This is a genomic window from Duganella dendranthematis (assembly GCF_012849375.1).
In the GTDB taxonomy this organism is placed as follows: domain Bacteria; phylum Pseudomonadota; class Gammaproteobacteria; order Burkholderiales; family Burkholderiaceae_D; genus Rugamonas; species Rugamonas dendranthematis.
The window spans coordinates 4658581-4681974 of the sequence record NZ_CP051684.1; the positions used below are offsets into that span (position 1 = coordinate 4658581).

Below are 23394 nucleotides of genomic sequence, written 5' to 3' on the forward strand. Positions count from 1 at the left end.
GCGGTCCGCTGACGCAGCTGCGGCTGGCGTGGCGGCGCAATATCCTGCTGCGCCTCGGCTTCGGCATCTTCGTCGCGGTGGCGCTGTCCACCGCCATCTACACCACCTATGTGATGCAAGCCTTGCGCAGCGAGGCCGAACAGAATCTGCACGAACGCGCCGAGCGGCTGGCGGCGGTGCTGTCGCAGGCGCTGGCGCGGCCGCTGTTCGACATCAACAGCGCCGCCGTCAACAGCGTGGTGGACGCCTCCGGCGCGACGCCGGAAGTGCTGGTGCTGCGCGTGCTGGCGCCGGGCGGCGCGGAACTGGCCAGCTATGTCTCGCCGCTGAAGGAGCCGGTGGCCTCGATCCGCGTGCATCGCGACATCCGCTTCAGCGACCTGCGGCACAGCTATCCGGTCGGCGCGATTGAACTGGTGTACTCGCGCCAGCAGATGGACAGCGACTTGCAGCGGCAGATGTTTAACACGGTGGCGGCCAACCTGCTGCTGGCGGTGGCGATCGTGCTGTCGATCTTCATCGTCGGCCGGCGCGCGGCGCGGCCGTTCGCCGACATCCGCACCGGCCTGGAAAAGCTGACGCGCGGCGAGACCGACATCAAGCTGTCCGGCATCGACCGCGAGGACCAGGTGGGCCGCCTGTCGGACGCCGTGCTGCGCTTCCGCGATACGCTGACGCGGCTGCGCGACGCCGAGCGCGAACTGCGCGACTTCAACGCGGAGCTGGAACAGCGCATCGGCGCCCGCACGGCCGAACTGTCGCACAGCATGCAGCAGGCGCGCGACAGTCAGGCCAAGTTGCAGACCATCGTCGACACCGCACTGGACGCAGTGGTGCGGATGGACCTGGAAGGCCGCATCGTCGGCTGGAACCGGCAGGCGGAGATCATCTTCGGCTGGTCGCGCGACGAGGCGCTGGGCCTGGAACTGGACAAGACCATCATGCCGCCGCGCTTCCGCTATGAGCACCGGCGCGGCATGCAGCGCTATATGCGCGGCACCAGCAGCGGTGTAATGAACACCCGCATCGAGGTGTACGCTTTGCGCCGCAGCGGCGAGGAATTCCCGATCGAGCTGGCGATCACGCAGGTCAAGACGGAGGAGCGCAACAGCTATGAATTCTGCGCCTTCATCCGCGACATCAGCGAACGGCGCGAGCGCGAACAAAAACTGGTGACGGCCAACGTGATGGCGGAAGCGGCGAATATCGCCAAGTCCGAATTCCTGGCCAATATGAGCCACGAGATCCGCACGCCGATGAGCGCCGTGATCGGCATGGCCTACCTGGCGCTGCGCACCGAACTGACGCCGCGCCAGCACGACTACGTCAGCAAGATCCACCGCGCGGCGCTGACGCTACTGGGCATCATCAACGACATCCTCGACTTCTCCAAGATCGAGGCCGGGCGGCTGGAAGTGGAGGCGATTCCGTTCGCGTTGGAAGAAGTGCTGGCGAATGTGCACAGCGTCACGGCGCAGCGCGCGGCCGACAAGCAACTGACCTATGAAATGGTGGTTGCGCCGGGCGTGCCGCGCTATCTGGTGGGAGATTCGCTGCGCCTCGGGCAGGTGCTGATTAACCTGGTGAACAACGCCGCCAAGTTCACGCGGGAGGGCGGGCTGGAACTGCGCTGCGAATTGCAGGGCGGGGAAGCCGACGGCAAGGTGGTGCTGCGCTTTAGCGTGCGCGACACCGGCATCGGCATGACGCCGCAGCAGAAATCGCGGCTGTTCCGCGCCTTCAGTCAGGCCAATGGCTCGACCACGCGGCAGTACGGTGGCACCGGGCTTGGGCTGTCGATTTCGCAGCAACTGGTGCGGCTGATGGGCGGGAATATCGACGTGCGCAGCGAGGTCGATCAAGGCTCGACCTTCCAGTTTGATTTGCCGTTTGCGCTGTCCGACGCGGCGTCGTTGTCGGTGCAGGCAGCCGTGCACCACGGCGTGAACCGGGACGTCACGCCGGGCGCGCCGCCACAGCGCAAGGCGCGCGTGCTGCTGGCCGAGGATAGCCCGGACAACCAGGATGTCACGCGCGAGCTGCTGGAGCTGCAAGGGCTGGCAGTGGAGGTGGTGGCCGATGGCCGCGAGGCGGTCGACCGGCTGATGGCTGCCGATCCGCGCACCTTCGATCTGGTGCTGATGGACCTCGGCATGCCGCTGATGGACGGCCACGAAGCCACCCGCCTGCTGCGCGCCGATGCCCGCTTCAGCGAATTGCCGATCATCGCCGTGACCTCGCATGCGGTGGCCAGCGTGCAGGCGCGCTGCCTGGAAGAGGGCATGCAGGATTACATCAGCAAACCGATCGATCCGCAGCGCCTGTACCGCGTTTTGTCACGCTGGCTGGGAATGCCGATGAAGGCGGTGCCGCCGCTGCCGCCATCGCCGCTGCCAGATGCCGCAGATGGTCCGGCGGCTGCGCGCAAGGCGCTGGAGGAGCTTTCTGCGCTGGTGGCGGAGTTTAGCGGCGATAGCGCGGACTATTTTGCGCGCTGCCGTTCGATGCTGGCAACGGTGCTGTCGCCGCAGTTGATGGCGCGGCTGGACCATCATATGGCGCAGTATGACTTTGAGGCCGCTGGCAAGTTGCTAGTCGACGCCATCAACAATGGGGAGGCAACATGAATTCCATTCATCGTGCGACGGTGCTGATTGTGGACGACACGCCCGACAATCTCATGTTGCTGTCCAATCTGTTGAAGGACAAGTACGCCACCAAGGTCGCCACCAACGGTGCGACCGCCCTGCAGATTGTGGCTTCCTCCAAAGTAGACCTTATCCTGCTTGATATTATGATGCCGGAGATGGATGGCATCGAGACCTGCCGTCGGCTGAAAGCAAATCCGGCCGGTGCATTAATTCCTGTCTTGTTCCTGACCGCCAAGAGCTTGCAGGAAGACGAAGCGCTCGGTCGCAGCGTGGGGGCGGTAGACTTCCTGCGCAAGCCAGTGAATCCTGATTTGCTATTCGCGCGTGTGGCGGCGCATCTGAAATGATATATACTGTTTATATTGTTGAATAACCTGGAGTGAATATGGCGACCAAACCAGCCACCAAAACCACCGTAACCAAACCTGTAGCAGTGAAGCCAGTCGCGCCGAAAGCAGCCGTCAAGCCTGTGGCCAAAGCGGCAGTCAAGCCAGCCGCCAAGCCGGCAGCCAAACCAGCTGCACCGAAAGCCGCTGTGAAGCCAGCGCCGAAAGTCGCCGCCAAGCCGGCGCCGAAAGCAGCTGCACCAAAGGCCGCCGCGCCGAAAGCTGCTGCGCCGAAAGCCGCACCAAAAGCCGCAGCGCCGAAAGCCGCCGCCAAGCCAGCTGCCACGAAAGCCGCTGCCCCTAAAGCTGCTCCGAAGACCGCTGCCAAACCAGCCGCCGCGCCGGAAGCCAAAGTCAAAGCCAACAAGGAAAAGCTGGTACGCGACAGCTTCACCATGCCGGAAGCCGAATATGCAGTGCTGGGCCAAGTGAAAAAAGCCGCCCTGAAAGCCGGTTTCGAAGTCAAGAAGAGTGAACTGCTGCGCATCGGAGTGGCGCTGATCTCGCAGATCGACCTGGCCACGCTGAAAAACGTGCTGGGTGGCCTGCCGCAGCTGAAAACCGGCCGTCCAAAGAAGGCCTGATTAAAAAACAACAGGTCACGAAAATGACATTTTCTTGTCATTTTCCTGAAGTATTCGCTGGTTACGCTTGCTTCGTCTTCCACACAAAAGGGATGAAGCATGCAAACCTCGATCATACAAGCGGACGTTCGAGCATCGTCCGGTAAACTGCTACTCAGTATGGCAAGCACGCCGGAACTGCGTGAAGTCCAGCGCCTGCGCTACAAAGTGTTCATCGAAACGATGGGCCTGACCGCCTTGGTGCGCGCCGACGGCCTGGATAGCGACGAATTCGACGAACACTGCGACCACCTGATCGTGCGCGACGCCGATACCCTGATGGTGGTTGGCACCTATCGCCTGCTAAGCGCCAACCGCGCCCGCAAACTGGGCCGCCTGTACTCCGAGGGCGAGTTTGACCTGGGACGCCTGAACAACATCCGCGGCCGCATCGTGGAAGCGGGCCGCGCCTGCATCCACCCGGATTACCGTGGCGGCAGCGTGATCATGCTGCTGTGGTCCGGCCTGGCCGAGTACATGCGCCGTGAAAACGCCGAATTCCTGGTCGGCTGCGCCAGCATCTCGCTGGCCGATGGCGGCCACAATGCGGTCGCCGTGTACCAGCAACTGACGGCCAAGAGCCTGGCGCCGATCGAATACCGCGTCACGCCGCATCTGCCATTCCCATTCTCCAAGCTGGAAGCTTCGCAAAAGCCGCAAGTGCCGCCGCTGTTGAAAGGCTATATGCGCTCGGGCGCGTGGATTTGCGGCGAACCGGCCTGGGATCCTGATTTCGAAAGCGCCGACCTGTTCCTGCTGATGCCTCTGGCGAACCTGGATTCGCGCTACGCCCGCCATTATGGCGTAGCCGACGCCCAACCTTTGGCAGCCTGACGCGCTTTTTCTGCCCCGTGTAAAATAAGCCGTTGTGCTTATTTTTTCGGGGCAGTCATGAAGTTGGATCTGGAGTCGAACAAAACGGGTTTTCAGGCGCGTCCGGTGCTGCGGCATCGCGGCAGCGACGCTACCCGCACGACCGACAGCGTCATCGAGGAAGTCCCGGTGGCGCTGGTGTTCAATGGCATCTCGCATGCCGTCATGATGGTCACCCCGCGTGACCTCCAGCCGTTCGCCATGGGCTTCGCCCTGACCGAAGGACTGGTCGCCAAAGCCGCTGATATTTTCGACATCGAAGTGCACGAGCATGCACGCAGCTTCGAGATCGACATCACCATCGCCAGCCAGGAATTTGTCCAGCTCAAGCAGCAGCGCCGCTCGATGGCGGGCCGCAGCGGTTGCGGCGTGTGCGGCATCGAAAGCCTGGAACTGCTGGACCTGCAACCTGAACGTATCGACGCCGCGCCGCTGCATGCGGAGGGCGCGCTGCAACCGGCGATTGCCACCGCCGCCTCGCAACTGGGCCAGTATCAGGAACTGATGCGGGCCACCGGCGGCGTGCACGCGGCGGCGTGGTGCGATGCGCAGGGCAATGTGCTGCGCGTATGCGAAGACGTCGGCCGCCACAACGCGCTGGATAAGCTGATTGGCCATCTGGCGCTGGACGGCGTGGACATGCGGCGCGGCTTCGTGTTCATGTCCAGCCGCGCCAGTTATGAACTGGTGCGCAAGGCGGCGCGCATGAATATCCCGATGCTGGCCACCATCTCCGCACCAAGCACGCTGGCGATCGACATCGCCGCTGAAGCGGGCATCAAGCTGGTGAGCTTCTGCCGCCAGGACAACTGCGTCGAATACACCTAGTATTTTTTGACGAATCCCACATACATGCGCCGCGCAACGAAGTGGTCGAAGCCGCGCTGGCGGAAGGTGCTGGCGTCGGTGCTGTAAGTGCGCTTGCTGCCGTCGAAGATATCGTTGGCGTTGACGGTCAGGCTGAGCGTTTTGTCGATCGCATGCTTCCATACCAGATTGACGCTGCTGGTCGCGCCGTAGCGGCCTAGCGGCGTAATGCCGGCCGACTGCATGTGTGCATCGAGCGACAGGTCGGCGTAGGCCGCCCGCACATTCACATACCCAGAGACGTCGTTCTTGCGCACCATGGCTGCGAGATCCGGCGTATCCAGCATCACGTAGTACACGCCGCCGTCCGCGCCTAGCTTCAGTTGCCCGTCCGGCTTCCAGTCGAGCGATCCGGTGATGCCGGTGGATTGCGCGCGGCCGCCGTTCTGGCGGGACGTGATCAGCACGTTGTCGGCAAAGCTGCGGGCATCGACCACCGTGTCCTGGCTGCTGCGGTAGAAGGCACTCAGGCTGCTGCTTAGCTGCGACGCTTCCGCATTGACGCCGATCTCCCATGACGTCAGGCGCTGCGGCTGGAGGTGTGGGTTGCCACGACTGAGATTCTGCGCGTCGATGTAGGTGGTGTAGGGATTCAGATCGAGCGCGCTGGGTGCTTGCAGGCTGCGGCGATAGCTGAACGTCAGGTCGGTCTTGTCGCTGTAGGCGTAGCGCAGGTGCAGGCTAGGGTTGATGGCGCGCCAGTGCTCCGTTTGCGCGGCCGGGCCGACGCGCAGCGCCATGCTTTCGGCGCGGGCACCTAGCAGCGCTTCCCATTTTTCGTGCCGAATCAGGTCCGTCAGATAGGCAGCGGCCAGCGTGGTTTTCACCTTGTAGGCGTTGGTGGTATTCAGGTCGGGCGTTTCCGCACCGGTGGCGGGATCGATGGCGGCCTGGTAGTTAGACAGGTCGTCCACCTTGTCTTGCAGGTCTACGCCAGCACCCCATTGGCCGCGTTCCGACGCACGGCTCCAGTCCAGCGTGGCCTGCGTGAGACGCCGCGCCGAGCGGGTGGTGGCGCGGCTGTAGTCGGTCGCCAGTGCTGGTGCGATGAAGACGTCGCGATACGATTTGTCGATCAGGCCCAAGGTGTCGCTGTGCTGAAGCATGGCTTTCAGCGCCGTGCCGCTGTCCTGGCGGCTGTAACTCAGGCTGGCGCTGTTGTCGGACTGCTGGTTCGGGCCATTGGAGATGCGGTGATAGGTGGCGTCGCCCTCGTTGAGCACATCGAACAGCGGGCGCGAACGGCGCGTGTTGCGCTGTGCCGACAGGCTGAGATTATCCGTCTTGCTCAACGCGTAATCGGCGGCCAGCGCTGCGCTTTCCACCACGCGGTGGACGAACACCGCCGATGCTTGCCGGGTTTGCCCGCGTTGGCCGCTTGCGCCGCTGACCGGGTGATTCCACTCGACGGCGGACTCGCGGATTTTCTGCGTGCCGTCATGGCGCAACGCCACGCTGCCATGCACGCTCAAAGCACCGCGGGTGAAGTCGCCATCCACGCCGGCATTCCACAAGCCCTGGTTGCTGGCGCTGCCGCGCAGCTGAGTGTGGGCGCCGGGCTTGCGGTTCCGCTTCAAGACGATGTTGACGATGGCGCCGCCATTGGCGTTGTAGGCGGCGGACGGATTGGTGATCACTTCCACGCTAGCGATGTCCGCGCCGCTCATGGTCTGCAACGCCAGCGCCCGGTCCTCGCCGGCGCCGGAGGTGATGGCGGTTGGTTTGCCGTTGACCAGCACCGTCACTTGCGGGTTGCCCTTGACCGAAATTTTGCCATCAGCGGACACCGACAGTTCCCGCGTGGCCTGCAACACGTCCTGCGCGCTGCCGTTGGCGGCCTTCGGTTGATTGGCTACATCGTAGACCGTCTTGTCGATCTTTTTGATGACCGCTTGTTTTTGCGCGGTCACCGTCACGGTTGGCGGCGCGGGGTCGTCCTGCTGCGCGTGCGCCACCATGGGCAGCGCAGCGATGACGAGTAGGAGGTGAGAAGAGTGCATGCCAGGGAGTATAGAAGCGCGCGGCCTGCGCCAACAGCGCGGCCATCCCAGACATCCGGGGTTTCGTCACATGGTCAGCGGCAGCCGCACTTCGGCGACGAAGCGGTCGCCTTGCAGGCCGGCTTGCAGCGAGGCCGCCGGATGCATCAATCGCAGCCGGTCGCGCGCATTGGCCAACCCCAGTCCCGTGCCCGGATTGGGCGTGGCGCCGGCACCGGCCGGATTGGTGACGCGGATCGACAGCGTCTCGCCATCTTGCGTGAAGCTCAGCGTGATATCGCTTGGCCCTCGCGGCAATCGAGGTCGTGGCGCAACGCGTTTTCCACCAGCGGTTGCAAGAGCAGCGGCGGGCATTCGATATCGTGCAGCAGATCGCTGTCGCCCTCGATGTGCACGCGCAGCCGGTCGCCGTAGCGCAGCCGTTGCAGGTCGAGGTAATCGCGCACGAACTGCAGTTCGGCGGCGACGGTGGTGGACGTGTTGCTGGCGCTGGCGGCCAGCGCATAGCGCAGCAGATCGCTTAAGCCGCTGATGCCGCCCAGGGCCAGCTTCTTGTCGCCATCGCGCACCAGTGCGGCGATGGCGTTCAGCGCGTTGAACAGGAAATGCGGTTCCAGCTGCGCGCGCAAGGCCAGCATGCGCTGCTCCTGCAAGGCCAGTTCACGTTCGCGCGCGTGGCGCCAGTAATGAATGGCCAGGATGGCGGCAAAGGTAGCGCTGGTCGAGAACCAGCCGACCAGCAGCATCTTCATCATCAGTCGCCACAGGTCGTCCACGCTGGCGATCCGCAGGTAGCCGCGCAGCCACGCCATGTACAGCCACTGCGCCGGCTGGAACACCATTACCAGACCCGCCAGCAGCACCACCACGTTGCGCGGCCCTCCGATCAGCGTCGGCCAGCGCGTCAGCGCCAGGCTTAGTCCCGTGCTTAAGACGATCAGCGGTACCGCGTACTCGATGAACCAGGTGACGAACAGCGTTGGGTAATGGCTGCCCAAGCCGCCGCGCAGATTGTCGCTATAGGTTTGCAGCGCCCCCAGCGCGCTGATCGCAGTCCACAGCACCACCGTGGAGGCGAAGGTTTTGGCGAAGCGCCATCTAGCCCTCATGCGCCGAGCGTTCCAGCAGCACCGGGATCGATTTGGAGGTCGGCGTGCCAGCGCCGTCGGCGGTGCTGTGCAGCGGCACCAGGCCATTGGTTTCAGGGAAGTAGGCACCGAGGCAGCCGCGCGGAATGTCGTATTCCACCAGCAGGAAACGTTCGGCGCGGCGCGTGACGTTGTCGTCCCATGCGCTGACCATGTCGACGTATTCGCCGTTCTTCAGGCCCAGCATGGCCAGGTCATCCTTGTTGATGAACACCACGCGGCGCAGGCCGTAGACGCCACGATAGCGGTCGTCCATGCCGTAAATGGTGGTGTTGTACTGGTCGTGCGAACGCGCCGTCATCAGCACCATCAAGCGTTCGCCGTGGAGCGTGCGGGCGCGGTGGATTGGCGTGTCGGTGTCCACCGCATGTGGGACGAACTGCGCGCGGCCGCTGGCGGTGCGCCATTCGCGTTCGCGCGATGCCACCCGCAGGTGGAAGCCGCCCTGGTGCGCCACGCGCGCATTGAAGTCGTGGAAGTCGTCGAACACCTGCTCGATCAACTCGCGGATGCGGGCGTAGTCGGCGCCGAGTCCCAGCCAGTCGACTTTGTCGCTGCCCAGCGTGGCGTGCGCCAGGCGGGCGACGATGGCGGTTTCCGACAGCAGATTGGCCGACGCCGGCTTGTTGATGCCATACGAAATGTGCACCATGCTCATTGAGTCTTCCACCGTCACGCCTTGCGCCACGCCGTTCTGCAGGTCGACCTCGGTGCGGCCCAGCGTCGGCAGGATCAGCGCTTGCTTGCCCATCACCAGATGGCTGCGATTCAGCTTGGTGGCCACGTGCACCGTCAGCTCGCACTTGCGCAACGCCTCGAAAGTAAGGGGCGTGTCCGGCGTGGCCATGGCAAAATTGCCTCCCATGGCGATGAAGACTTTGACGTCGCCATCCAGCATGGCCTGGATGCTCTCCACAGTATCGAGACCGTGTTCGCGCGGCGGCTCGAAGTTGAAGACTTTTTGCAGGCGGTCGAGGAAGGCCTTGGTCGGCTTTTCCTCGATGCCCATGGTGCGGTCGCCCTGCACATTGGAGTGGCCGCGCACGGGGCACAGGCCGGCGCCGAGGCGGCCGATCTGCCCGCGCATCATCATCAGGTTGGACAGCATCTGAATCGCCTTCAGCGCGTTCTTGTGCTGGGTCAGGCCCATGCCCCAGGTGCTTATGACGTTTTTGCCCTTGATGTAGATGTCGGTCAGCTGCTCGATCTGCGCGCGCGGCACGCCCGATTCGGCCAGCAGCAAGTCCCAGCTTTCGGCGCGCAGATCCTGCTCGAAGGCCTCGTAGCCGCTGGTGTGGCGAGCGATGAATTCGCGGTCCAGCAGGCTGGCTGCGCCGGTTGCCAGCACCTCGTCGTCGCGTTCCACCAGCCGCTTGGCGATGGCCTTGATCAGCGCGAAGTCGCCGGCCAGCTTGGGCTGGATGAAGACGGTGCTGATGGTGGTGCTGGAGCCGGTCAGCATTTCCAGCGCGTGCGCCGGGCTGGTGAAGCGTTCCAGGCCGCGCTCGCGCAGCGGGTTGATCGAGACGATGGTGGCGCCACGCCGCGCGCAATCGCGCAGTTCGCCCATCATGCGCGGGTGGTTGGTGGCCGGATTCTGGCCGAAGATCAGCAGCGTGTCGGCATGCTCGAAGTCTTCCAGCGTGACGGTGCCCTTGCCGATGCCGACCGTGCCCGGCAAACCGCGACTGGTCGGCTCGTGGCACATGTTCGAGCAGTCCGGGAAGTTATTGGTGCCGTACATGCGCACCATCAGCTGGAACAAAAAGGCCGCCTCGTTACCTGTGCGGCCGGAGGTGTAGAAGGTGGCCTGGTTGGGGTCGGGCAGGGCGTTCAGGTGGCGCGCCATCAAGGCGAAGGCGTCGTCCCAGCCGATAATCTTGTATTTGTCGCTGATGGCGTCGTAGACCATGGGATCGGTCAGGCGGCCATGCTGTTCCAGTTCATAATCCGACTGCAGCAGCAGTTCGGTCACCGTGTGGCGGGCGAAGAACTCCGGGTAGACGCGCTTGCTGGTGGCTTCCGCCGCCACTGCCTTGACGCCGTTCTCGCAGAATTCAAAGGTGGACGCGTGTTCGCGGTCCGGCCAGGCGCAGCCGGGGCAGTCGAAACCGTCCGGCTGGTTTTGCTTGAGCAGGGTCTTGTAATTGCCGCCGGCGACGCGTTCGCGCACCAGGTTGATCGCCACCTGTTTCAAGGCCCCCCAGCCGGCCGCCGGGTGCGTGTAAGGTGTGATGTGGCCTTCGGGCTTTTTGTTCATGTTGCAGTCCGGTAATATTTGATACGAGTATATTGTATTTTAGCCAAAGAGCGTAACACGATGGATGACGAAGTGATGACTGTGCTGGCCGGCGTGCTGGAGGCGCTGTGGCGCATCGAGGCCGAGTGGCCGGACAAACCTTGTTCGCTGGCCAAGCTGAGCAAACAGGTGCAGCGGCCGATGAGCGTGCTGCGCCGCCAGCTGACCATGCTGGAGGAGGCGGGGCTGCTCAGCATGGCGCTGGACGATGGCGGCATCACCGGCACGGTGGCGCTGAGCGCGGCCGGGCGCCAGCTGGCGGCCGATATCTTCCGGTAAAAAAACTGCTTGCATCTTGCCGGGGCGAGGTATAAAGTAATTGTACCGTTTGGTACAACTTAACTTTATTCAGAAGGTGCTCACCATGACTCGTCCGCCACTGCCACCGTTCACGCTGGAAACCGCCGCCCAGAAAGTCCGCGCCGCCGAAGACGGCTGGAATACCCGCAATCCCGAAAAGGTCTCGCTGGCCTACACGGAAGACTGCTTCTGGCGCAACCGCGGCGAATTCGTCACTGGCCGCGCCGCCATCGTCGGCCTGCTGCAACGCAAGTGGACGCGCGAACTGGAATACCGCCTGATCAAGGAATTGTGGGCGCATGACGGCAACCGTATTGCGGTTCGCTTCGCCTACGAATACCATGACGATTCGGGTCAGTGGTATCGCGCCTATGGCAACGAAAACTGGGAATTTGCCGCAGACGGCTTGATGCAGCGCCGCCTGGCCAGCATCAACGAGCATCCGATTGCCGCTGCCGACCGCAAATTCCACTGGGATATCAACGGCCCGCGTCCGGCGGACCACCCAGGCCTGAGCGATTTTGGATTTTAAACATGCCAAGAGTGATGGGAGAGCGGGGCGATGTGGTGCCGCTGCTGGCCGAGGTGTTCCGCACCTACGGGTTCGAAGGCGCCAGCCTGGCGCGGATTACCGAGGGCACCCGGCTGGGCAAGGGCAGCATCTATAACTTCTTCCCCGGCGGCAAAGAGGAAATGGCGGAGGCGGTGCTGAGCGAGATCGACACCTGGTTCCGCGACCAGGTGTTCCAGCCGCTGCGCCACGCCGCCGACGCCCAGCAGGGCGTGGCCGATATGTTCACGGCGGTCGGCCGCTATTTCCTGTCCGGCCGCAAGGTCTGCCTGGTGGGCGTGTTCGCGCTCGGCCATGAGCGCGACCGTTACGCCGTCAAGGTACAGGCCTATTTTGCCGAGTGGGTGCAGGCGCTGGCGGCGGCCCTGCAGCGCGCCGGCCATGACGCCGACGGCGCACTGGCGCTAGCCGAGGACGTGGTCGGCGGCATTCAGGGGGCGCTGGTGCTGGCGCGCGCGGCCGACGAGCCGGCGTTGTTCATGCGGGCGCTGGCGCGCATGCAGCAGCGGCTGGTTCCACCCGGAACCTGTTAATCGGGCGGCAGTCTAATCGGTTTTAACCCACTGGGCTGCCACCACCATGACTCCTCCGTTGACGCATGTGATTGCCCCCGGCCTGGCGCCGGACCTGCTGCTGCGGCAGATCTACCTGAATGTCCGCGATTTCGCCATCTTCACCATCGATGCCCAGGGTGAAGTCACCAGCTGGAACCTTGGCGCCGAGCTGGTGTTTGGCTACACGCCAGCCGAGATCATCGGCCAGAGCAGCGCGCTGCTGTACACCGCCGGCGACCAGGCGGACGGCGAGCCGTTCCAGGAAATGACGCTGGCGGCGCGCGGCGAACGGGCCGCTGACAACCGCTGGCACCTGCGCAAGGACCAGTCGGTATTCTGGGCCGACGGCGTGCTGACGGCGATCCGCGACGACCAGGGCCAGTTGATCGGCTACCTGAAGATCCTGCGCGACATCACCGAGCGCAAGCTGGCGCAGGACGAGATCCGCCGCCTGGCCACCATCGATGGGCTGACCGGCCTGGCCAACCGCGCCGCCTTCGATACGCGGCGTTCGGAGATGGTGTCGCAGGCGGAGCGCAACGGCCAGCTGCTGCTGTTGCTGATGATCGACCTCGACGAGTTCAAGGAAGTCAACGACGGGCTGGGCCACCAGGCCGGCGATCAGCTGTTGCGGCAGGCCGCGCAGCGCATCCGCACCGCCAGCCGCGAGAGCGACTACATCGCCCGCCTGGGCGGCGACGAGTTCGGCCTGCTGCACCTGCATCCGCCATCGCCGGCCAGCGGCGGCGTGCTGGCCGAAAAGCTGCTGCAGCACCTGGCGCGGCCGTTCCAGATCGGCGACTGCGAGGTCAGGATCAGCGCCCGCATCGGCATCGCCGTCTGCCCGAGCGATGCCGACACGCCGGACACCCTGCTGAAAAAAGCCGACCTGGCGCTGTACCACGCCAAAAATGCCGGCCGCAACCGCTACCACTACTACACCGAGGAACTGGACCAGCTGGCGCACCGCAAGAATACCGATCACAACGAGTTGCGGCGGGTGCTGCGTACCGGCGATTACTGGCTGGAGTACCAGCCGATTCTGGCCACCGACGGCCACACCATAGCCATGGAAGCGCTGCTGCGGCTGCCCGATTTCTTCGGCCAGCAGCCGGTCGACTATGTCATCGGCCTGGCCGGCGAACTGGGCCTGCTGCCGGAACTGGGCAAGGGCGTAATGCGGGTCGCCTGCGCGCAGCTGCGCCGCTGGTACGACGCCGGCGTGACCGGCCTGCGCATCTGCGTCAACACCTGCGCCAAGGAACTGCTGGACGACAGCTACCTGGCGCAGCTGGACGCGGCCCTCGTCGAGTTCGGACTAGCGGCCGGGGATGTGGAACTGGAGCTGACCGAGCGCGACGCCATCAAGCTGGAGCGTAGCGGCAGCCGCGTCATCGAACAGTTGCGCGAACGCGGCTTCATGCTGTCGCTGGATGACTTTGGCACAGGCTATTCCTCGCTCAGCTATCTGCGCGCGCTGCCGGTCAATACCATCAAGCTGGACAAGAGTTTTCTGCACGACGTGCCGGGCAATCCCGACGGTAACGCGGTGGTGTGCACGGTGATCCAGCTGGCGCAGAACCTGCGCCTGAACGTGATCGCCGAGGGCGTGGAAAATATCGATCAGTCGGCCTTTTTGGCAGGCGCCGGCTGCACCGCGTTCCAGGGCTTTCTCTACTCGCCGTCGCTGGACGCGGACGCCGCCACCCGCTGGCTGCGGCAGGGCGCTACGCCATAGCTACACCAGGCCGAGGTCGCGGCCCTTGGTGCCAAAGATGGTGGCCACCTGGCCGGCGTTCAGGCCGTACATGCGCGACAGCAGGCCGCCGAACATGGCGCGGTATTCGTTCAGCACCGGATAGTCGCGGTTCTGGAACAGCGTCGGCTGCTCCAGCCGCACCTGTTCGCCGTGCACCTTGCCGCCGTTGACGCTGCCGCCCATCACCCAGTAGACGGTGCCGTGACCATGGTCGGTGCCGCGGTTGCCGTTCTCGCGGAAGGTGCGGCCGAATTCGCTGACTACCACCACCACCGTGTCTTTCCAGTCTGGCCCCATCTCCTGCGCGAAGCCGGCCAGGCCGCGTCCCAGTTCGTCGAGCCGGCTGGCCAGGTAGCCGGTGGCGTTGCCCTGGCCGACGTGGGTGTCCCAGCCGCCGACGTCGACAAAGCCGATGTTGTACTTGTCCTTCATCAGTTTGGCGATGCGGCGCGCTTCCAGTTCAAAGCCCTTGGTGCTGACGGCGTTGCGGTTGGCGGCCAGCATTTCGCCGCTCATTTTTTTCATCACATCGTCGCGCACCTCGAAGCCCTCGTTGACCTGCTGCGCCAGTGTGGTGTGCTCGTACATGGCGGCGATCATCTTGGCCTGGCGCGCATCAACCGCCGGCTTGGCAACGCTGCGCAGCGCGGTGTTGGGCACTTGCAGGCCGCCCTGCATGATCAGCGGCAGCTGGTCGGTGAAAGAGATGGCGCTGGCGCGGTCGGCGTTGAGCGTGGACGCCAGCCGGTTGAGGAAGCCGGAGCGGTAGTCGCGTGTGCGGTCCAGCGCTTGGCCCAGTTCTATGCTGTCCTGCGTTTCGAAGTGGCTGCGCGACAGGTCCTCGGTGCCGGCGAATGGCACGAAGGCGACCTGGCCGGCGTTGAACAGCGGGTGAATGGAGTCGGCCAGCACCGGGTGCAAGCCCCAGTCGGCGTCGATCGGCAGCGTGGCGGTTTTTGGAATCGCGATGTTGGGCCGCACCTGGTAATAATACTGGCTGGAGACGGGCACCAGCAGGCTGGTGGCGTCGTAGCCGCCGCGCATGAAGACGAACAGCAGGCGCGTCTTGCTGGCCGGCGCGGCCCACAGCTGGCCGGCCATCGACGAGGCGGATAAGGTGGCCGAAGCGGCGGCCAAACTTTTGAGCAGGGTACGGCGTTTCATCGGGCTTCTCCTAGCGATGCATCAGTTCCGGCGATGACAGCAGCAGCGTGTTCCACTCCTGCGGCGAGGCGGCTTGCTCCAGCGCCTGGCGGGTGGCCGGCGCCAATGACGTTTGCAGCGACTGGTAATACAGGGCATTGGCCAGTTGCGGGAAGGCGACCTTTTCCAGCGGCTGCGCGCCTTCGGTCTTGAACAGTCCGGCATTGCCGTTGCCGATGGCCTTGGCGATTTCGAAACGGGTGATCATCTGGCCCGGGCTATCCCAGCCGGGCGCCATCAGCGGGTAGCCGTCCGGCGTCTGGCGGCCGTACAGCGGTTCGGCCATGCGATTGAGCCAGCCTAGCATCGGACCGGCGTTGAGGATGATCTTGTCGTCATAGGTCAGGCGCACCGCCGACACCACGTAGTGCACCGGGTCCTTGAACTTCTTGCCCAGCGATTGCGTGAACTCCGGCGCGTCGAACAGGGTGCGCAGCACGGCGGCGATGTCGCCGTCGCTGGACAGGAAGCGTGCCGCCATGCGTTCGACCAGCTGCGGCGGCGGTTCGTCGGCGACGAAGTAAATCGCCAGCTTGCGGCTGACGTAACGCGCGGTGGCCGGGCTGCGGCTCAGGCGGTCGAGCGCCTCGTCCACTTCGGCCAGGCCGCGGCCCTTGACGGTCTGGCCGAGGAAGACCTTGTCGCCGTAGTCGTGACGATTCGGATTGAACTCGAACAGGCCTTTTCGCACGTACTGGCTTTGCTTGTCGCGGCGGACATCGGGCGTCTTGTCGCCCAGGTTGACGCCGACGCCGGTGAGGATACGCGCCAGCTGCTGCACGTCGTTCTGGGTGTAGCCGCCGTCCACGCCCAGCGTGTGCAGCTCCATGATTTCGCGCGCATAGTTTTCGTTGATGCGGTTGGCGGCGTTTTGTTCGTTATCCAGGTAGCGGATCATGGCCGGGTGGTGCAGGGTGGAGGCCAGCAGGTCGCGGAACTTGCCCAGCGCGTGCGGACGGATCGCCTGTTCTTCGTAATCGCCCACCAGCACCCGCAGATTGCTCTTGCCCTGATGGACGTTGAAGTGGTTCATCCAGAACCACGTCATCTGCTCCTGCAACTGATTGGGTGAGTACAGATCGCGCAGCAGCGAGCGGGTGGCGGCTTCTTTCGCCAGGCGGCTCATCTCCTGCTGGTAGGCGCGTTGCGCGGCTTTCTTGGCGTCGTCGTCGACCATGGCCTTGTCGTAGTCGCGGCGCTGCTGTTCCAGCTCCTGCACCAGTTGCGGCAGCGGCTTTTGCGAAATCGTCATGGCGTCGATCTGCGCCTGCGCGGCAGCCGGCAGCACGGCGGCGCCAGGATGCAGCTGCCGTTCCAGCCAGGCGCTGTAGCCGATTTTCTCGGCCTGCCGGTAAGTGCTGGTGTTGACGCCCCAGCTGATGCGATTGAGCGCGGCGCTCAGCGCCACTGGATCGGCGGGCGCCTTGAGCGCCGGCGGCGCGGTGCTGGTGGTCGCGCAGCCAGCCAGCAGTAGGAGCAGCGGAGGCAGAAACGCGAGCGGACGGGTGATGGTCGGAATATGCATAGTCTCTAGAATATGCCATTTTTTTGCCGGTTCCACATGACGTATGTGTAAGCTGCAACGAAATGTTACAAGCCTGTGGCTTGTCTGATTTATCATGGTCGCTCCATTTTTTAAGGAAGCAGGCTTTATGCGTCTTATTTTCTCCGCGCTGATGGTGTTGGCCATGACGCCGCAGGTGCAGGCCGCTGTCACATTGCATGTCAGCTCCACCCAGCAGGATCGCACTTCGCAAATGGACGTCACGCTGGCGGACAGCTATCTGTCGGTGGATACCGCCAAGGGCCGGCTGGTGTACGATTTTGCGGCGCGCCGCCGCTACGCCATCAACACGGCGACCAAGGAGTACGCCGAGTATTCGCTATTCGACACGGTTGGCTTCCGCGTGGTGGAGATGCATAACCGCGACGTCTTGCGCGGCGCGGTGGCCGCCATCAAGGTCGATACGGTGCTGACCACCAAACAGGTGCAGGAGAACGAGCTGTCGGTGTTCAGCGCCGGGCCTGGCGTGGCCGAGGAAAAGACCGAGGGCGAGCAGCGCGTGTTCTATGTGGACGGCGTCAAGCTGGCCGCATGGAGCACCGCCGGCGTCAAGGTGTCGGCCACGGACGCCGCGCAGTTCACGCGCTTCATGCGCTATGCGCGCGGCGGCCATCCACAACTGCTGGAGCGCTTGGCCAAGGGCGGCGTGATTCCGGAAAACCTGACCTTGTTCCTCAACGAAGGCCGCGATATCAAGCTGGTATTCACGCAGGTACAAAACACTAAGTCGCCGGCTTACGATCTCAAATCCTACCAGCGCGAGATCAGCAAGGACGGTGTGGATGCGCTGTTTGATCGCATCGCCGCCGCCACGCCGCAGCAGCTGGACGCGCTGCGCGCCGAACATCCATGCGACGCCAGCGAGGACTTCAGCGACGCCCAGATCCTCGATACCATGCTGGGCAAGATGGAATGCATGCTGTCCACCGGCAGGCAGGTAACGCTGACGACCGAGCAGAAGCAGGCGGCTGCGACGTCGTCCTCGCTATCGCTGCTGTTCGCCGCCATCAATCCCGGCAAGGATGGGCAAATGGCGGATGGCGTCAAAACCCTGGTGGCCTTGCGCCAGCAGGCACCGCGCAAGGCCTATGTGCTGAAGGTGTTCGAGGCGAATAACCGCTTGCGCCTGAAGCAAGCCAAGGAGGCCAAAAGCCTGTTCATCGAGGCGCTGCAAGCCAATCCGATGTTGGGCGGAGCCTACAAGGATCTGGGCGATCTGCTGTTGATGCAGTACGATAGTGCGCGGGCCTGGCGCAGTTGGGATGCCGGCCGCCGCGTGTCGCCAGCCTTGCCCAACTTTGAAGCGGTCAACAAATTCGAGGCGGATCTGCTGGCGAAAAATCCACAATTCTTCTAACGAGACTATCATGCCTGCCACCGATCCGCGCGTTGACGCCTACATCGCCAAATCCGCCGACTTTGCGCAGCCGATCCTGGCGCATCTGCGCGCGGTGGTGCATGCCGCTTGTCCGGAAGTGGAAGAGACCATCAAGTGGAGCTTCCCGCACTTTATGTACAAGGGCATGATGTGCAGCATGGCCGCGTTCAAGGCGCACTGCGCGCTGAACTTCTGGAAGGCCGAACTGCTGATGGCCGCCGATGAAGTCAATCGCGAAGCCATGGGCCACTTCGGCCGCATCACATCGCTCAAGGATCTGCCATCCAAGAAAGTGCTGGCTTCCTACATCAAGCAGGCGATGAAGTTGAATGACGATGGCGTGGCTGCGCCTGCCCGTGCCAAGCCGGCGGCGCCACGTGCGCTGGAGATACCGGACGACCTGCAAACCGCGCTGGATGCGGTGCCGGCGGCGCGCGCGTACTTCGACGGCTTCAGCCCCAGCAAGCAGCGCGACTACGCCGACTGGCTGACCGAAGCGAAGACCGAAGCCACGCGCACGCGCAGGCGCGAACAGGCCATCGAATGGATCGCAGAAGGTAAGGCGAGAAATTGGAAATACGAGAAATGCTAACTGATACTAACTAGCTACTCGGTAAAGCGGCGTTCAGCGGGGTTTGGGCTGATCGCTACAGCGCTTGGGGCGCCGGATACCGCATGCCGACGCCTGGCATGGCAGAACAGTGTTTTTGTTCAATGCATAGACGCGGTCGACAGATCTTTCAGCTCGCGAATGCTGATATCTGATTTTTCATGCATACGCAGCAGGATCGTGGCACCAACTGCTAACTTCCGGTGACGGATCTTGCTGATGATCGGTGGTTGAACCTCCAGCACCCGACACAACTCCGCATCGTTCTTCAAGTTCATCTTTTCAATCAGCGTATCAAGAAGCTTGTTCGGGACAAAACTGGATGGTTCCAGTGCCCGAGCGCGATTCATGGCTTCAATCAACTCCAACTTCTTTTGACGTACGTTCATGGCTTGCTCCTCCTTTGCTCAAAACGTTAAAAAAAGTACGTTCCCGGCAAGGCTAGCGCCCACACTCGTTACGGTCTGAATGTGGTACGCGACTCAACATTCTTGATAACCATGCAAGTTATTTTCAATAATACTACGGATAAAAAAAAAGTGCAGGCTTTAACAATTAAATTATGTTGGTTATTGCTCAAACGGGTTGACGTTTGTTGTATCTTTTAGTCCATTTCTGGATAAAAGTAGGATTTTGTCTGTCTTTTTAGCAGCAAGTTGCGAATGTGTAACCATGATGGCGCAAGCGCCGGTGGCTTTAATTTCGCGCTGCAACAGCGTGAGGATGGCGTCGGCGGTTTCCGGATCGAGATTGCCGGTCGGTTCGTCGGCCAGCACCAGGGCCGGGCGGTGCACCAGCGCGCGGGCGATCGCCACGCGCTGCATTTGGCCGCCGGAGATTTGATGGGGGAAGTCCTGTTCGCGGCCGCCCAGGCCGACCGCTTCAAGCATCTCCGCCGCGCGTTCGGTCGGCAGGCCATTCAGCAGCAGCGGCAAGGCGACGTTCTGCAACAAGGTCAGATGCGGCAGTACGTGGAAGGCTTGAAAGATGAAACCCATGCGCGCGCGCCGCAGCTTCGTCGCGGCGTCGTCATCGAGGCCGGACATCGGGATGCCGTCGACGATGATGGGCGAGGCGGCCGATGGATCGGGCGTATCGAGGCCGGCGATGAGATTCAGCAGCGTCGATTTGCCGACGCCGGAATCGCCCATGATGGAGACGAATTCGCCGGCCTTGAAAGTCCATGACAATTGGTCCAGCACCGGACGGCCGTTGTAGGATTTGGAGAGCTGGCGAAGTTCGAGCATGTTTACCTTGTAAGTGCGCGCCGCATGGCGAAGCTGATGGCATCGACCAGCGCCACCAGCAGCAGCATGGCGAGGATGACGGTGGCGGCCAGCGGCATCTGGAACAGCGACAGGTGATACTTCAGCATCTGGCCAAGGCCACCGGCGCCGACCACGCCGAGAATCGCGGCGGCGCGGATATTGTTCTCCCAGCGGTACAGCGTATAGGACATCATCTGCGGCAGCGTTTGCGGCAGCGTGGCGTACATGAAGGCCGCGGTGGCGTTGGCACCGTTGGTGCGCAGGCTTTGTTCCGGCAGCGGCGCGGCGTTTTCCAGCGAGTCGGCAAACAGGCGTCCCAGCACGCCTGCGGTGTGCGCGCCGAGGGCCAGCGTGCCGCCCAGCGGGCCAAGGCCGGCTGCGATCAGCATGATGGAAGCCCACACCAGTTCCGGCACCGAACGCAGCACGTTCAGCACCGCGCGCATGGCGGCACGCGGCGCGGCGCCGAAGCGGCCCGATGCCGGCAGCGAGAAAGCGAGGCCGAAGATCACGGCCAGCAGCGTGCCCAGGCCGGACATGGCCAGCGTTTCAATCGCCGCCCAGAAGGTCTTGGCGAGGAAGCCGCTGGAAGTCTCCGGCGGCGCAAAGCCGGCCAGCAGTTCCGTCGTGCTGTTGATGGCGTCCACGGTGAAAAACTCGCGCCACTTCAATGGCAGCGTGGCGAAGCTGGCGACGATCAACGCCAGCAGCAACAGCATCAGGATGCGCATGGTCCAGTCGCGCGCCGGCGGTTTCGGCATGTCTGGATTCATCCCAGCCTCCTGCGCAGCACCTTGGAGAACTGGTCGGCCAGCGCCACCAGCGCGATGAATACCAGCAGCATGGCGGAGACTTCCGCGCCGTTCATGGCCTTCAGCGATTCATCCATGCGCTGGCCAAGACCGCCGGCGCCGACGAAGCCCATCACCACCGAGCCGCGTATCGCGCATTCCCAGCGGTAGACGGTATAGGACATCAGTTCCGAGGCGGCTTCCGGCAGCGCGCCATACAGCAGCGCGGCCAATCGCCCGCTGCCATTGGCCAGCAGCGTGTCGCTGGCGTGGGCGTCGGACGATTCGAGAATCTCGGCATATACCTTTCCCAGCATGCCGCAGTAGGTGAGGGCGATCGCCAGCACGCCGGCGGTCGGGCCCAGGCCGATGATACGCACCAGCAGCAGCGCCCATACCAGTTCCGGCACCGAGCGCAGGACCACCATCAGCCAGCGCACTGTCTGGCGTACGAAGACGGCGAGAGGGCGCATGCGCCCCGTGCCCAGTGCGGAAATCGACAGCTGCTCGTTGATGATCAACGTGGCTGGAATGGCGCCCAGCAGTGCGAGCGTCAGTCCGGCGGTGGCGATGGCCACGGTGTTCCAGGTTTCGCGCACCAGCATTTGCAGGAATTCGGCATCGTGGGCCGGTACCAGGAAGTCGGCCAAAAAGCGGCCGGTGGCGTTCAGACTTTGTTCGTCAAACAGTATCCACGGCTTGAATTCGGAGATCACCATGGTCGGCCACAGGATCACCAGCGCGGCGACGACCATGAAGATGCGGCGACGCAGGGCGGGGTCGCGGTGCACCGCCGCGTGGTTCAGCGTGGCGTCCATTACAGGCAAGCGCCTACGCCGAGTTTGACCGCCACGGCGTCGTGATCGTCGCCGGTCTTCGCAGCGGCCGGCGGCTGTTCGCCCTGATACAGCGTGGCGATCATCTGCGGGGTGACCTGGTCGCGCGGCAGATCGAAGGCGATGCGGCCGTCGCGCAGGGCGACGATGCGCTGGAAGTGGCCTAGCGCCAGGTCCACCTGGTGCAGGCTGCAAATCAGCGTGGCGTTGCGCGCCCTGGCTTCTTCGCGCAGCGTGGTCAGGGTCAGTTCGGACAGGGCGGGATCGAGCGCGGACAGCGGCTCGTCCACCAGCAGCGACTTGGCCGGCGACAGCAGCAGGCGCGCCAGACCGCAGCGCTGGCGCTCACCGCCGGACAGGCGGTCGACGCGCGCATACAGTTTATCGCCCAGATTGAAGCGCGACAGTGCCTGCCATGCGGCTTCCGGGTCTGCAGGCTTGAACAGCGATACCAGCGCGCGCCACACGCTCCATTGCGGCAGGCGCGCGGCCAGCACCGCCGTCACCACGCGCTGGCGCGGCGGCAGCGGCGGCGTTTGCGGCGCCAGGAACAACTGCGCGCGCAAGCGGTGACGCGACGCTTCGCCCAGCGTCCACGGCTCGACGCCGAAGGCATGGAAGCTGCCTTCGGACGGCTTGTGGGACAGGGACAGCGTCGCCAGCAGGGTAGTCTTGCCGGCGCCGGAAGGGCCGATCAGGGCCAGTTGCTCGCCCTGTTCGACGGTCAGGTTGATGGCTTGCAGCGCGGGGGCAGAACGCCCGCCGAGATGGCGGACGGTCAGGTCTTGCAGTTGATACGTTGGCATTTACTTCAGCAGGCCGGCGTTCTTGGCTGCGGCTTCGATGTTCTTGTAGTTGTCTACTTTGGTCGGAATGAACTTGGTTGCGCGTTGCAGGTCCATGATCGCTTTATCTTCAGGCTTGTTGGCATCCAGCGCCAGGAAGGCGTCGGTCAGCTTTTTCTTCAGATCGGCGTTCATGTCGGTGCGCACCGACCAGTTGTAATCGTAGTAGCCTGGGGTGGTGTAGAACACGCGCACCACGCTTGGATCGACCTTTTTGGCTTCGATCAGCTTTTCCCACACCGAGATATTCAGCGCGCCAGCATCGACCTTGCCGCCGGCAACGGCAGCCACGGTGGCGTCATGCGCGCCGGAGAAGGCGATGCGTTTCAGATCGGTGTCCGGATTGATCTTGGCGGCCAGCAGGTAGTAGCGCGGCATCAGGTGGCCGGAGGTCGAGGACTCGGAACCGAAGCTCAGGGTCTTACCTTTCAGGTCGGCCAGGCTGTTGATGCTCTTGCTGGTGGTGACGAACACCGAACGGAATTTTTCATCTTCGGCGCGCTGCACCAGCGGCGTGATGGCGCCCTTGCTGCGTTCATTGGCCTGCACGAAGGTAAAGCCACCAAACCAGACCATGTCGACCTTTTTGTTGATCAGGGCTTCCACCGAGGCGGCGTAGTCGGTCACCGGGGTGAACTCGACCTTCATGCCGATTTTCTTCTCCAGATATTCACCCAGTGGCTTGAACTTGCGTTGCAGCTCGGTCGGCGCTTCGTCCGGGATGGCGGAGACGCGGAACACGTGATCAGCCGATTGGGCTTGCGACCACGAAGCGGCCAGCATCAGGCTCGTTGCCAGCAGGGATTTGAGGGAGAATTTCATCAGTATTGCCCTTTTATGTGAGAAGTCGCACGGAACTTTTGGTACA

The 23394-nt window shown here is 63.4% G+C and carries 23 protein-coding genes; 11 read left to right on the forward strand and 12 right to left on the reverse strand.

The features are described from left to right. The first annotated feature begins 77 nt into the window (after positions 1 to 77). From HH213_RS21410 to fdhD, 5 genes are all read left to right on the forward strand, one after another. A complete protein-coding gene (locus HH213_RS21410; protein ID WP_169113572.1) occupies positions 78 to 2627 on the forward strand; it encodes an ATP-binding protein in 2550 nt (849 codons plus the stop codon). Beyond that, positions 2624 to 2998 (forward strand): response regulator, encoded by a 375-nt coding sequence (locus tag HH213_RS21415; RefSeq protein ID WP_169113573.1) that lies wholly within the window; start codon positions 2624 to 2626, stop codon positions 2996 to 2998. Before HH213_RS21410 ends, HH213_RS21415 begins: the two co-directional genes overlap by 4 nt. A 38-nt stretch (positions 2999 to 3036) precedes the next feature. Further along, positions 3037 to 3621 (forward strand): hypothetical protein, encoded by a 585-nt coding sequence (locus HH213_RS21420; protein ID WP_174864422.1) that lies wholly within the window; start codon positions 3037 to 3039, stop codon positions 3619 to 3621. Positions 3622 to 3720: 99 nt separating this feature from the next. Continuing rightward, a complete protein-coding gene (locus HH213_RS21425) occupies positions 3721 to 4494 on the forward strand; it encodes a GNAT family N-acetyltransferase (RefSeq protein WP_169113574.1) in 774 nt (257 codons plus the stop codon). A gap of 57 nt (positions 4495 to 4551) precedes the next feature. After that, positions 4552 to 5361 (forward strand): formate dehydrogenase accessory sulfurtransferase FdhD, encoded by an 810-nt coding sequence (fdhD, locus tag HH213_RS21430; RefSeq protein WP_110848504.1) that lies wholly within the window; start codon positions 4552 to 4554, stop codon positions 5359 to 5361. On the opposite strand, the gene HH213_RS21435 is transcribed toward fdhD, so the two are convergent. The 4 genes from HH213_RS21435 to HH213_RS21445 all read right to left on the reverse strand — a co-directional run bounded on the left by HH213_RS21435 (position 5358) and on the right by HH213_RS21445 (position 10808). Then, entirely contained in the window at positions 5358 to 7400 is a 2043-nt protein-coding gene (locus HH213_RS21435) for a TonB-dependent receptor (protein WP_169113575.1), read from the reverse strand. The genes fdhD and HH213_RS21435 overlap by 4 nt on opposite strands. Before the next feature lie 66 nt (positions 7401 to 7466). Next, complete coding sequence (locus HH213_RS30240) at positions 7467 to 7697, reverse strand: hypothetical protein (RefSeq protein WP_229263097.1); 231 nt, start codon at positions 7695 to 7697, stop codon at positions 7467 to 7469. Further along, positions 7667 to 8509 (reverse strand): sensor histidine kinase, encoded by an 843-nt coding sequence (locus HH213_RS21440; RefSeq protein WP_229263098.1) that lies wholly within the window; start codon positions 8507 to 8509, stop codon positions 7667 to 7669. The genes HH213_RS30240 and HH213_RS21440 overlap by 31 nt, the downstream gene beginning before the upstream one ends. Beyond that, entirely contained in the window at positions 8499 to 10808 is a 2310-nt protein-coding gene (locus HH213_RS21445; RefSeq protein WP_169113576.1) for an FdhF/YdeP family oxidoreductase, read from the reverse strand. Before HH213_RS21445 ends, HH213_RS21440 begins: the two co-directional genes overlap by 11 nt. A gap of 60 nt (positions 10809 to 10868) precedes the next feature. On the opposite strand from HH213_RS21445, the gene HH213_RS21450 reads away from it, so the two are divergent. The 4 genes from HH213_RS21450 (at position 10869) to HH213_RS21465 (ending at position 14010) form a co-directional block, all read left to right on the forward strand. Further along, positions 10869 to 11126, forward strand: a complete 258-nt coding sequence (locus tag HH213_RS21450; protein WP_110848500.1) for a helix-turn-helix domain-containing protein — start codon at positions 10869 to 10871, stop codon at positions 11124 to 11126. 85 nt (positions 11127 to 11211) lie between these two features. Beyond that, positions 11212 to 11679, forward strand: a complete 468-nt coding sequence (locus HH213_RS21455) for a nuclear transport factor 2 family protein (protein WP_110848499.1) — start codon at positions 11212 to 11214, stop codon at positions 11677 to 11679. A 2-nt stretch (positions 11680 to 11681) separates the two neighbouring features. Continuing rightward, positions 11682 to 12251, forward strand: a complete 570-nt coding sequence (locus tag HH213_RS21460) for a TetR/AcrR family transcriptional regulator (protein ID WP_169113577.1) — start codon at positions 11682 to 11684, stop codon at positions 12249 to 12251. A gap of 46 nt (positions 12252 to 12297) precedes the next feature. After that, a complete protein-coding gene (locus HH213_RS21465; RefSeq protein ID WP_169113578.1) occupies positions 12298 to 14010 on the forward strand; it encodes a putative bifunctional diguanylate cyclase/phosphodiesterase in 1713 nt (570 codons plus the stop codon). Here HH213_RS21465 and HH213_RS21470 read toward each other — a convergent pair whose 3' ends face one another. Together HH213_RS21470 and HH213_RS21475 are read right to left on the reverse strand one after the other, a co-directional pair. Further along, positions 14011 to 15195, reverse strand: a complete 1185-nt coding sequence (locus tag HH213_RS21470) for a DUF1501 domain-containing protein (protein WP_169113579.1) — start codon at positions 15193 to 15195, stop codon at positions 14011 to 14013. Positions 15196 to 15205: 10 nt separating this feature from the next. Continuing rightward, positions 15206 to 16759 (reverse strand): DUF1800 domain-containing protein, encoded by a 1554-nt coding sequence (locus HH213_RS21475; protein WP_169113580.1) that lies wholly within the window; start codon positions 16757 to 16759, stop codon positions 15206 to 15208. Between the two features lie 127 nt (positions 16760 to 16886). On the opposite strand from HH213_RS21475, the gene HH213_RS21480 reads away from it, so the two are divergent. Both HH213_RS21480 and HH213_RS21485 read left to right on the forward strand, forming a co-directional pair. Continuing rightward, entirely contained in the window at positions 16887 to 18155 is a 1269-nt protein-coding gene (locus tag HH213_RS21480) for a hypothetical protein (RefSeq protein ID WP_169113581.1), read from the forward strand. 10 nt (positions 18156 to 18165) lie between these two features. Next, positions 18166 to 18768 carry a YdeI/OmpD-associated family protein gene (locus tag HH213_RS21485; RefSeq protein ID WP_110848493.1) on the forward strand — a complete coding sequence of 201 codons (603 nt, stop codon included), beginning with the start codon at positions 18166 to 18168 and terminating at the stop codon, positions 18766 to 18768. 119 nt (positions 18769 to 18887) lie between these two features. Here the strand turns inward: HH213_RS21485 and HH213_RS21490 are convergent, their stop codons facing one another. The 6 genes from HH213_RS21490 to HH213_RS21515 all read right to left on the reverse strand — a co-directional run bounded on the left by HH213_RS21490 (position 18888) and on the right by HH213_RS21515 (position 23348). Continuing rightward, positions 18888 to 19175 (reverse strand): hypothetical protein, encoded by a 288-nt coding sequence (locus HH213_RS21490; protein WP_008447145.1) that lies wholly within the window; start codon positions 19173 to 19175, stop codon positions 18888 to 18890. 180 nt (positions 19176 to 19355) lie between these two features. Beyond that, positions 19356 to 20033: an ABC transporter ATP-binding protein gene (locus HH213_RS21495; protein WP_169113582.1), complete on the reverse strand. Its 678-nt coding sequence runs from the start codon at positions 20031 to 20033 to the stop codon at positions 19356 to 19358. 2 nt (positions 20034 to 20035) lie between these two features. Continuing rightward, on the reverse strand, positions 20036 to 20827 hold the full coding sequence (gene phnE, locus HH213_RS21500; protein ID WP_169113583.1) for a phosphonate ABC transporter, permease protein PhnE: 792 nt from the start codon (positions 20825 to 20827) through the stop codon (positions 20036 to 20038). Then, a complete protein-coding gene (locus HH213_RS21505; RefSeq protein ID WP_110848490.1) occupies positions 20824 to 21663 on the reverse strand; it encodes a PhnE/PtxC family ABC transporter permease in 840 nt (279 codons plus the stop codon). The genes phnE and HH213_RS21505 overlap by 4 nt, the downstream gene beginning before the upstream one ends. After that, positions 21663 to 22487, reverse strand: a complete 825-nt coding sequence (locus HH213_RS21510; RefSeq protein ID WP_169113584.1) for a phosphonate ABC transporter ATP-binding protein — start codon at positions 22485 to 22487, stop codon at positions 21663 to 21665. Before HH213_RS21510 ends, HH213_RS21505 begins: the two co-directional genes overlap by 1 nt. Beyond that, positions 22488 to 23348 (reverse strand): putative selenate ABC transporter substrate-binding protein, encoded by an 861-nt coding sequence (locus HH213_RS21515; RefSeq protein ID WP_110848488.1) that lies wholly within the window; start codon positions 23346 to 23348, stop codon positions 22488 to 22490. Positions 23349 to 23394 lie beyond the last annotated feature (46 nt).

Coding starts and splice junctions, on each gene's coding strand:
- HH213_RS21415 (WP_169113573.1), top strand. CDS start 2,624: ATGAATTCCATTCATCGTGCGACGGTGCTGATTGTGGACGACACGCCC.
- HH213_RS21420 (WP_174864422.1), top strand. CDS start 3,037: ATGGCGACCAAACCAGCCACCAAAACCACCGTAACCAAACCTGTAGCA.
- HH213_RS21425 (WP_169113574.1), top strand. CDS start 3,721: ATGCAAACCTCGATCATACAAGCGGACGTTCGAGCATCGTCCGGTAAA.
- fdhD (WP_110848504.1), top strand. CDS start 4,552: ATGAAGTTGGATCTGGAGTCGAACAAAACGGGTTTTCAGGCGCGTCCG.
- HH213_RS21435 (WP_169113575.1), bottom strand. CDS start 7,400: ATGCACTCTTCTCACCTCCTACTCGTCATCGCTGCGCTGCCCATGGTG.
- HH213_RS21440 (WP_229263098.1), bottom strand. CDS start 8,509: ATGAGGGCTAGATGGCGCTTCGCCAAAACCTTCGCCTCCACGGTGGTG.
- HH213_RS21445 (WP_169113576.1), bottom strand. CDS start 10,808: ATGAACAAAAAGCCCGAAGGCCACATCACACCTTACACGCACCCGGCG.
- HH213_RS21450 (WP_110848500.1), top strand. CDS start 10,869: ATGGATGACGAAGTGATGACTGTGCTGGCCGGCGTGCTGGAGGCGCTG.
- HH213_RS21455 (WP_110848499.1), top strand. CDS start 11,212: ATGACTCGTCCGCCACTGCCACCGTTCACGCTGGAAACCGCCGCCCAG.
- HH213_RS21460 (WP_169113577.1), top strand. CDS start 11,682: ATGCCAAGAGTGATGGGAGAGCGGGGCGATGTGGTGCCGCTGCTGGCC.
- HH213_RS21465 (WP_169113578.1), top strand. CDS start 12,298: ATGACTCCTCCGTTGACGCATGTGATTGCCCCCGGCCTGGCGCCGGAC.
- HH213_RS21470 (WP_169113579.1), bottom strand. CDS start 15,195: ATGAAACGCCGTACCCTGCTCAAAAGTTTGGCCGCCGCTTCGGCCACC.
- HH213_RS21475 (WP_169113580.1), bottom strand. CDS start 16,759: ATGCATATTCCGACCATCACCCGTCCGCTCGCGTTTCTGCCTCCGCTG.
- HH213_RS21480 (WP_169113581.1), top strand. CDS start 16,887: ATGCGTCTTATTTTCTCCGCGCTGATGGTGTTGGCCATGACGCCGCAG.
- HH213_RS21485 (WP_110848493.1), top strand. CDS start 18,166: ATGCCTGCCACCGATCCGCGCGTTGACGCCTACATCGCCAAATCCGCC.
- HH213_RS21490 (WP_008447145.1), bottom strand. CDS start 19,175: ATGAACGTACGTCAAAAGAAGTTGGAGTTGATTGAAGCCATGAATCGC.
- HH213_RS21495 (WP_169113582.1), bottom strand. CDS start 20,033: ATGCTCGAACTTCGCCAGCTCTCCAAATCCTACAACGGCCGTCCGGTG.
- phnE (WP_169113583.1), bottom strand. CDS start 20,827: ATGAATCCAGACATGCCGAAACCGCCGGCGCGCGACTGGACCATGCGC.
- HH213_RS21505 (WP_110848490.1), bottom strand. CDS start 21,663: ATGGACGCCACGCTGAACCACGCGGCGGTGCACCGCGACCCCGCCCTG.
- HH213_RS21510 (WP_169113584.1), bottom strand. CDS start 22,487: ATGCCAACGTATCAACTGCAAGACCTGACCGTCCGCCATCTCGGCGGG.
- HH213_RS21515 (WP_110848488.1), bottom strand. CDS start 23,348: ATGAAATTCTCCCTCAAATCCCTGCTGGCAACGAGCCTGATGCTGGCC.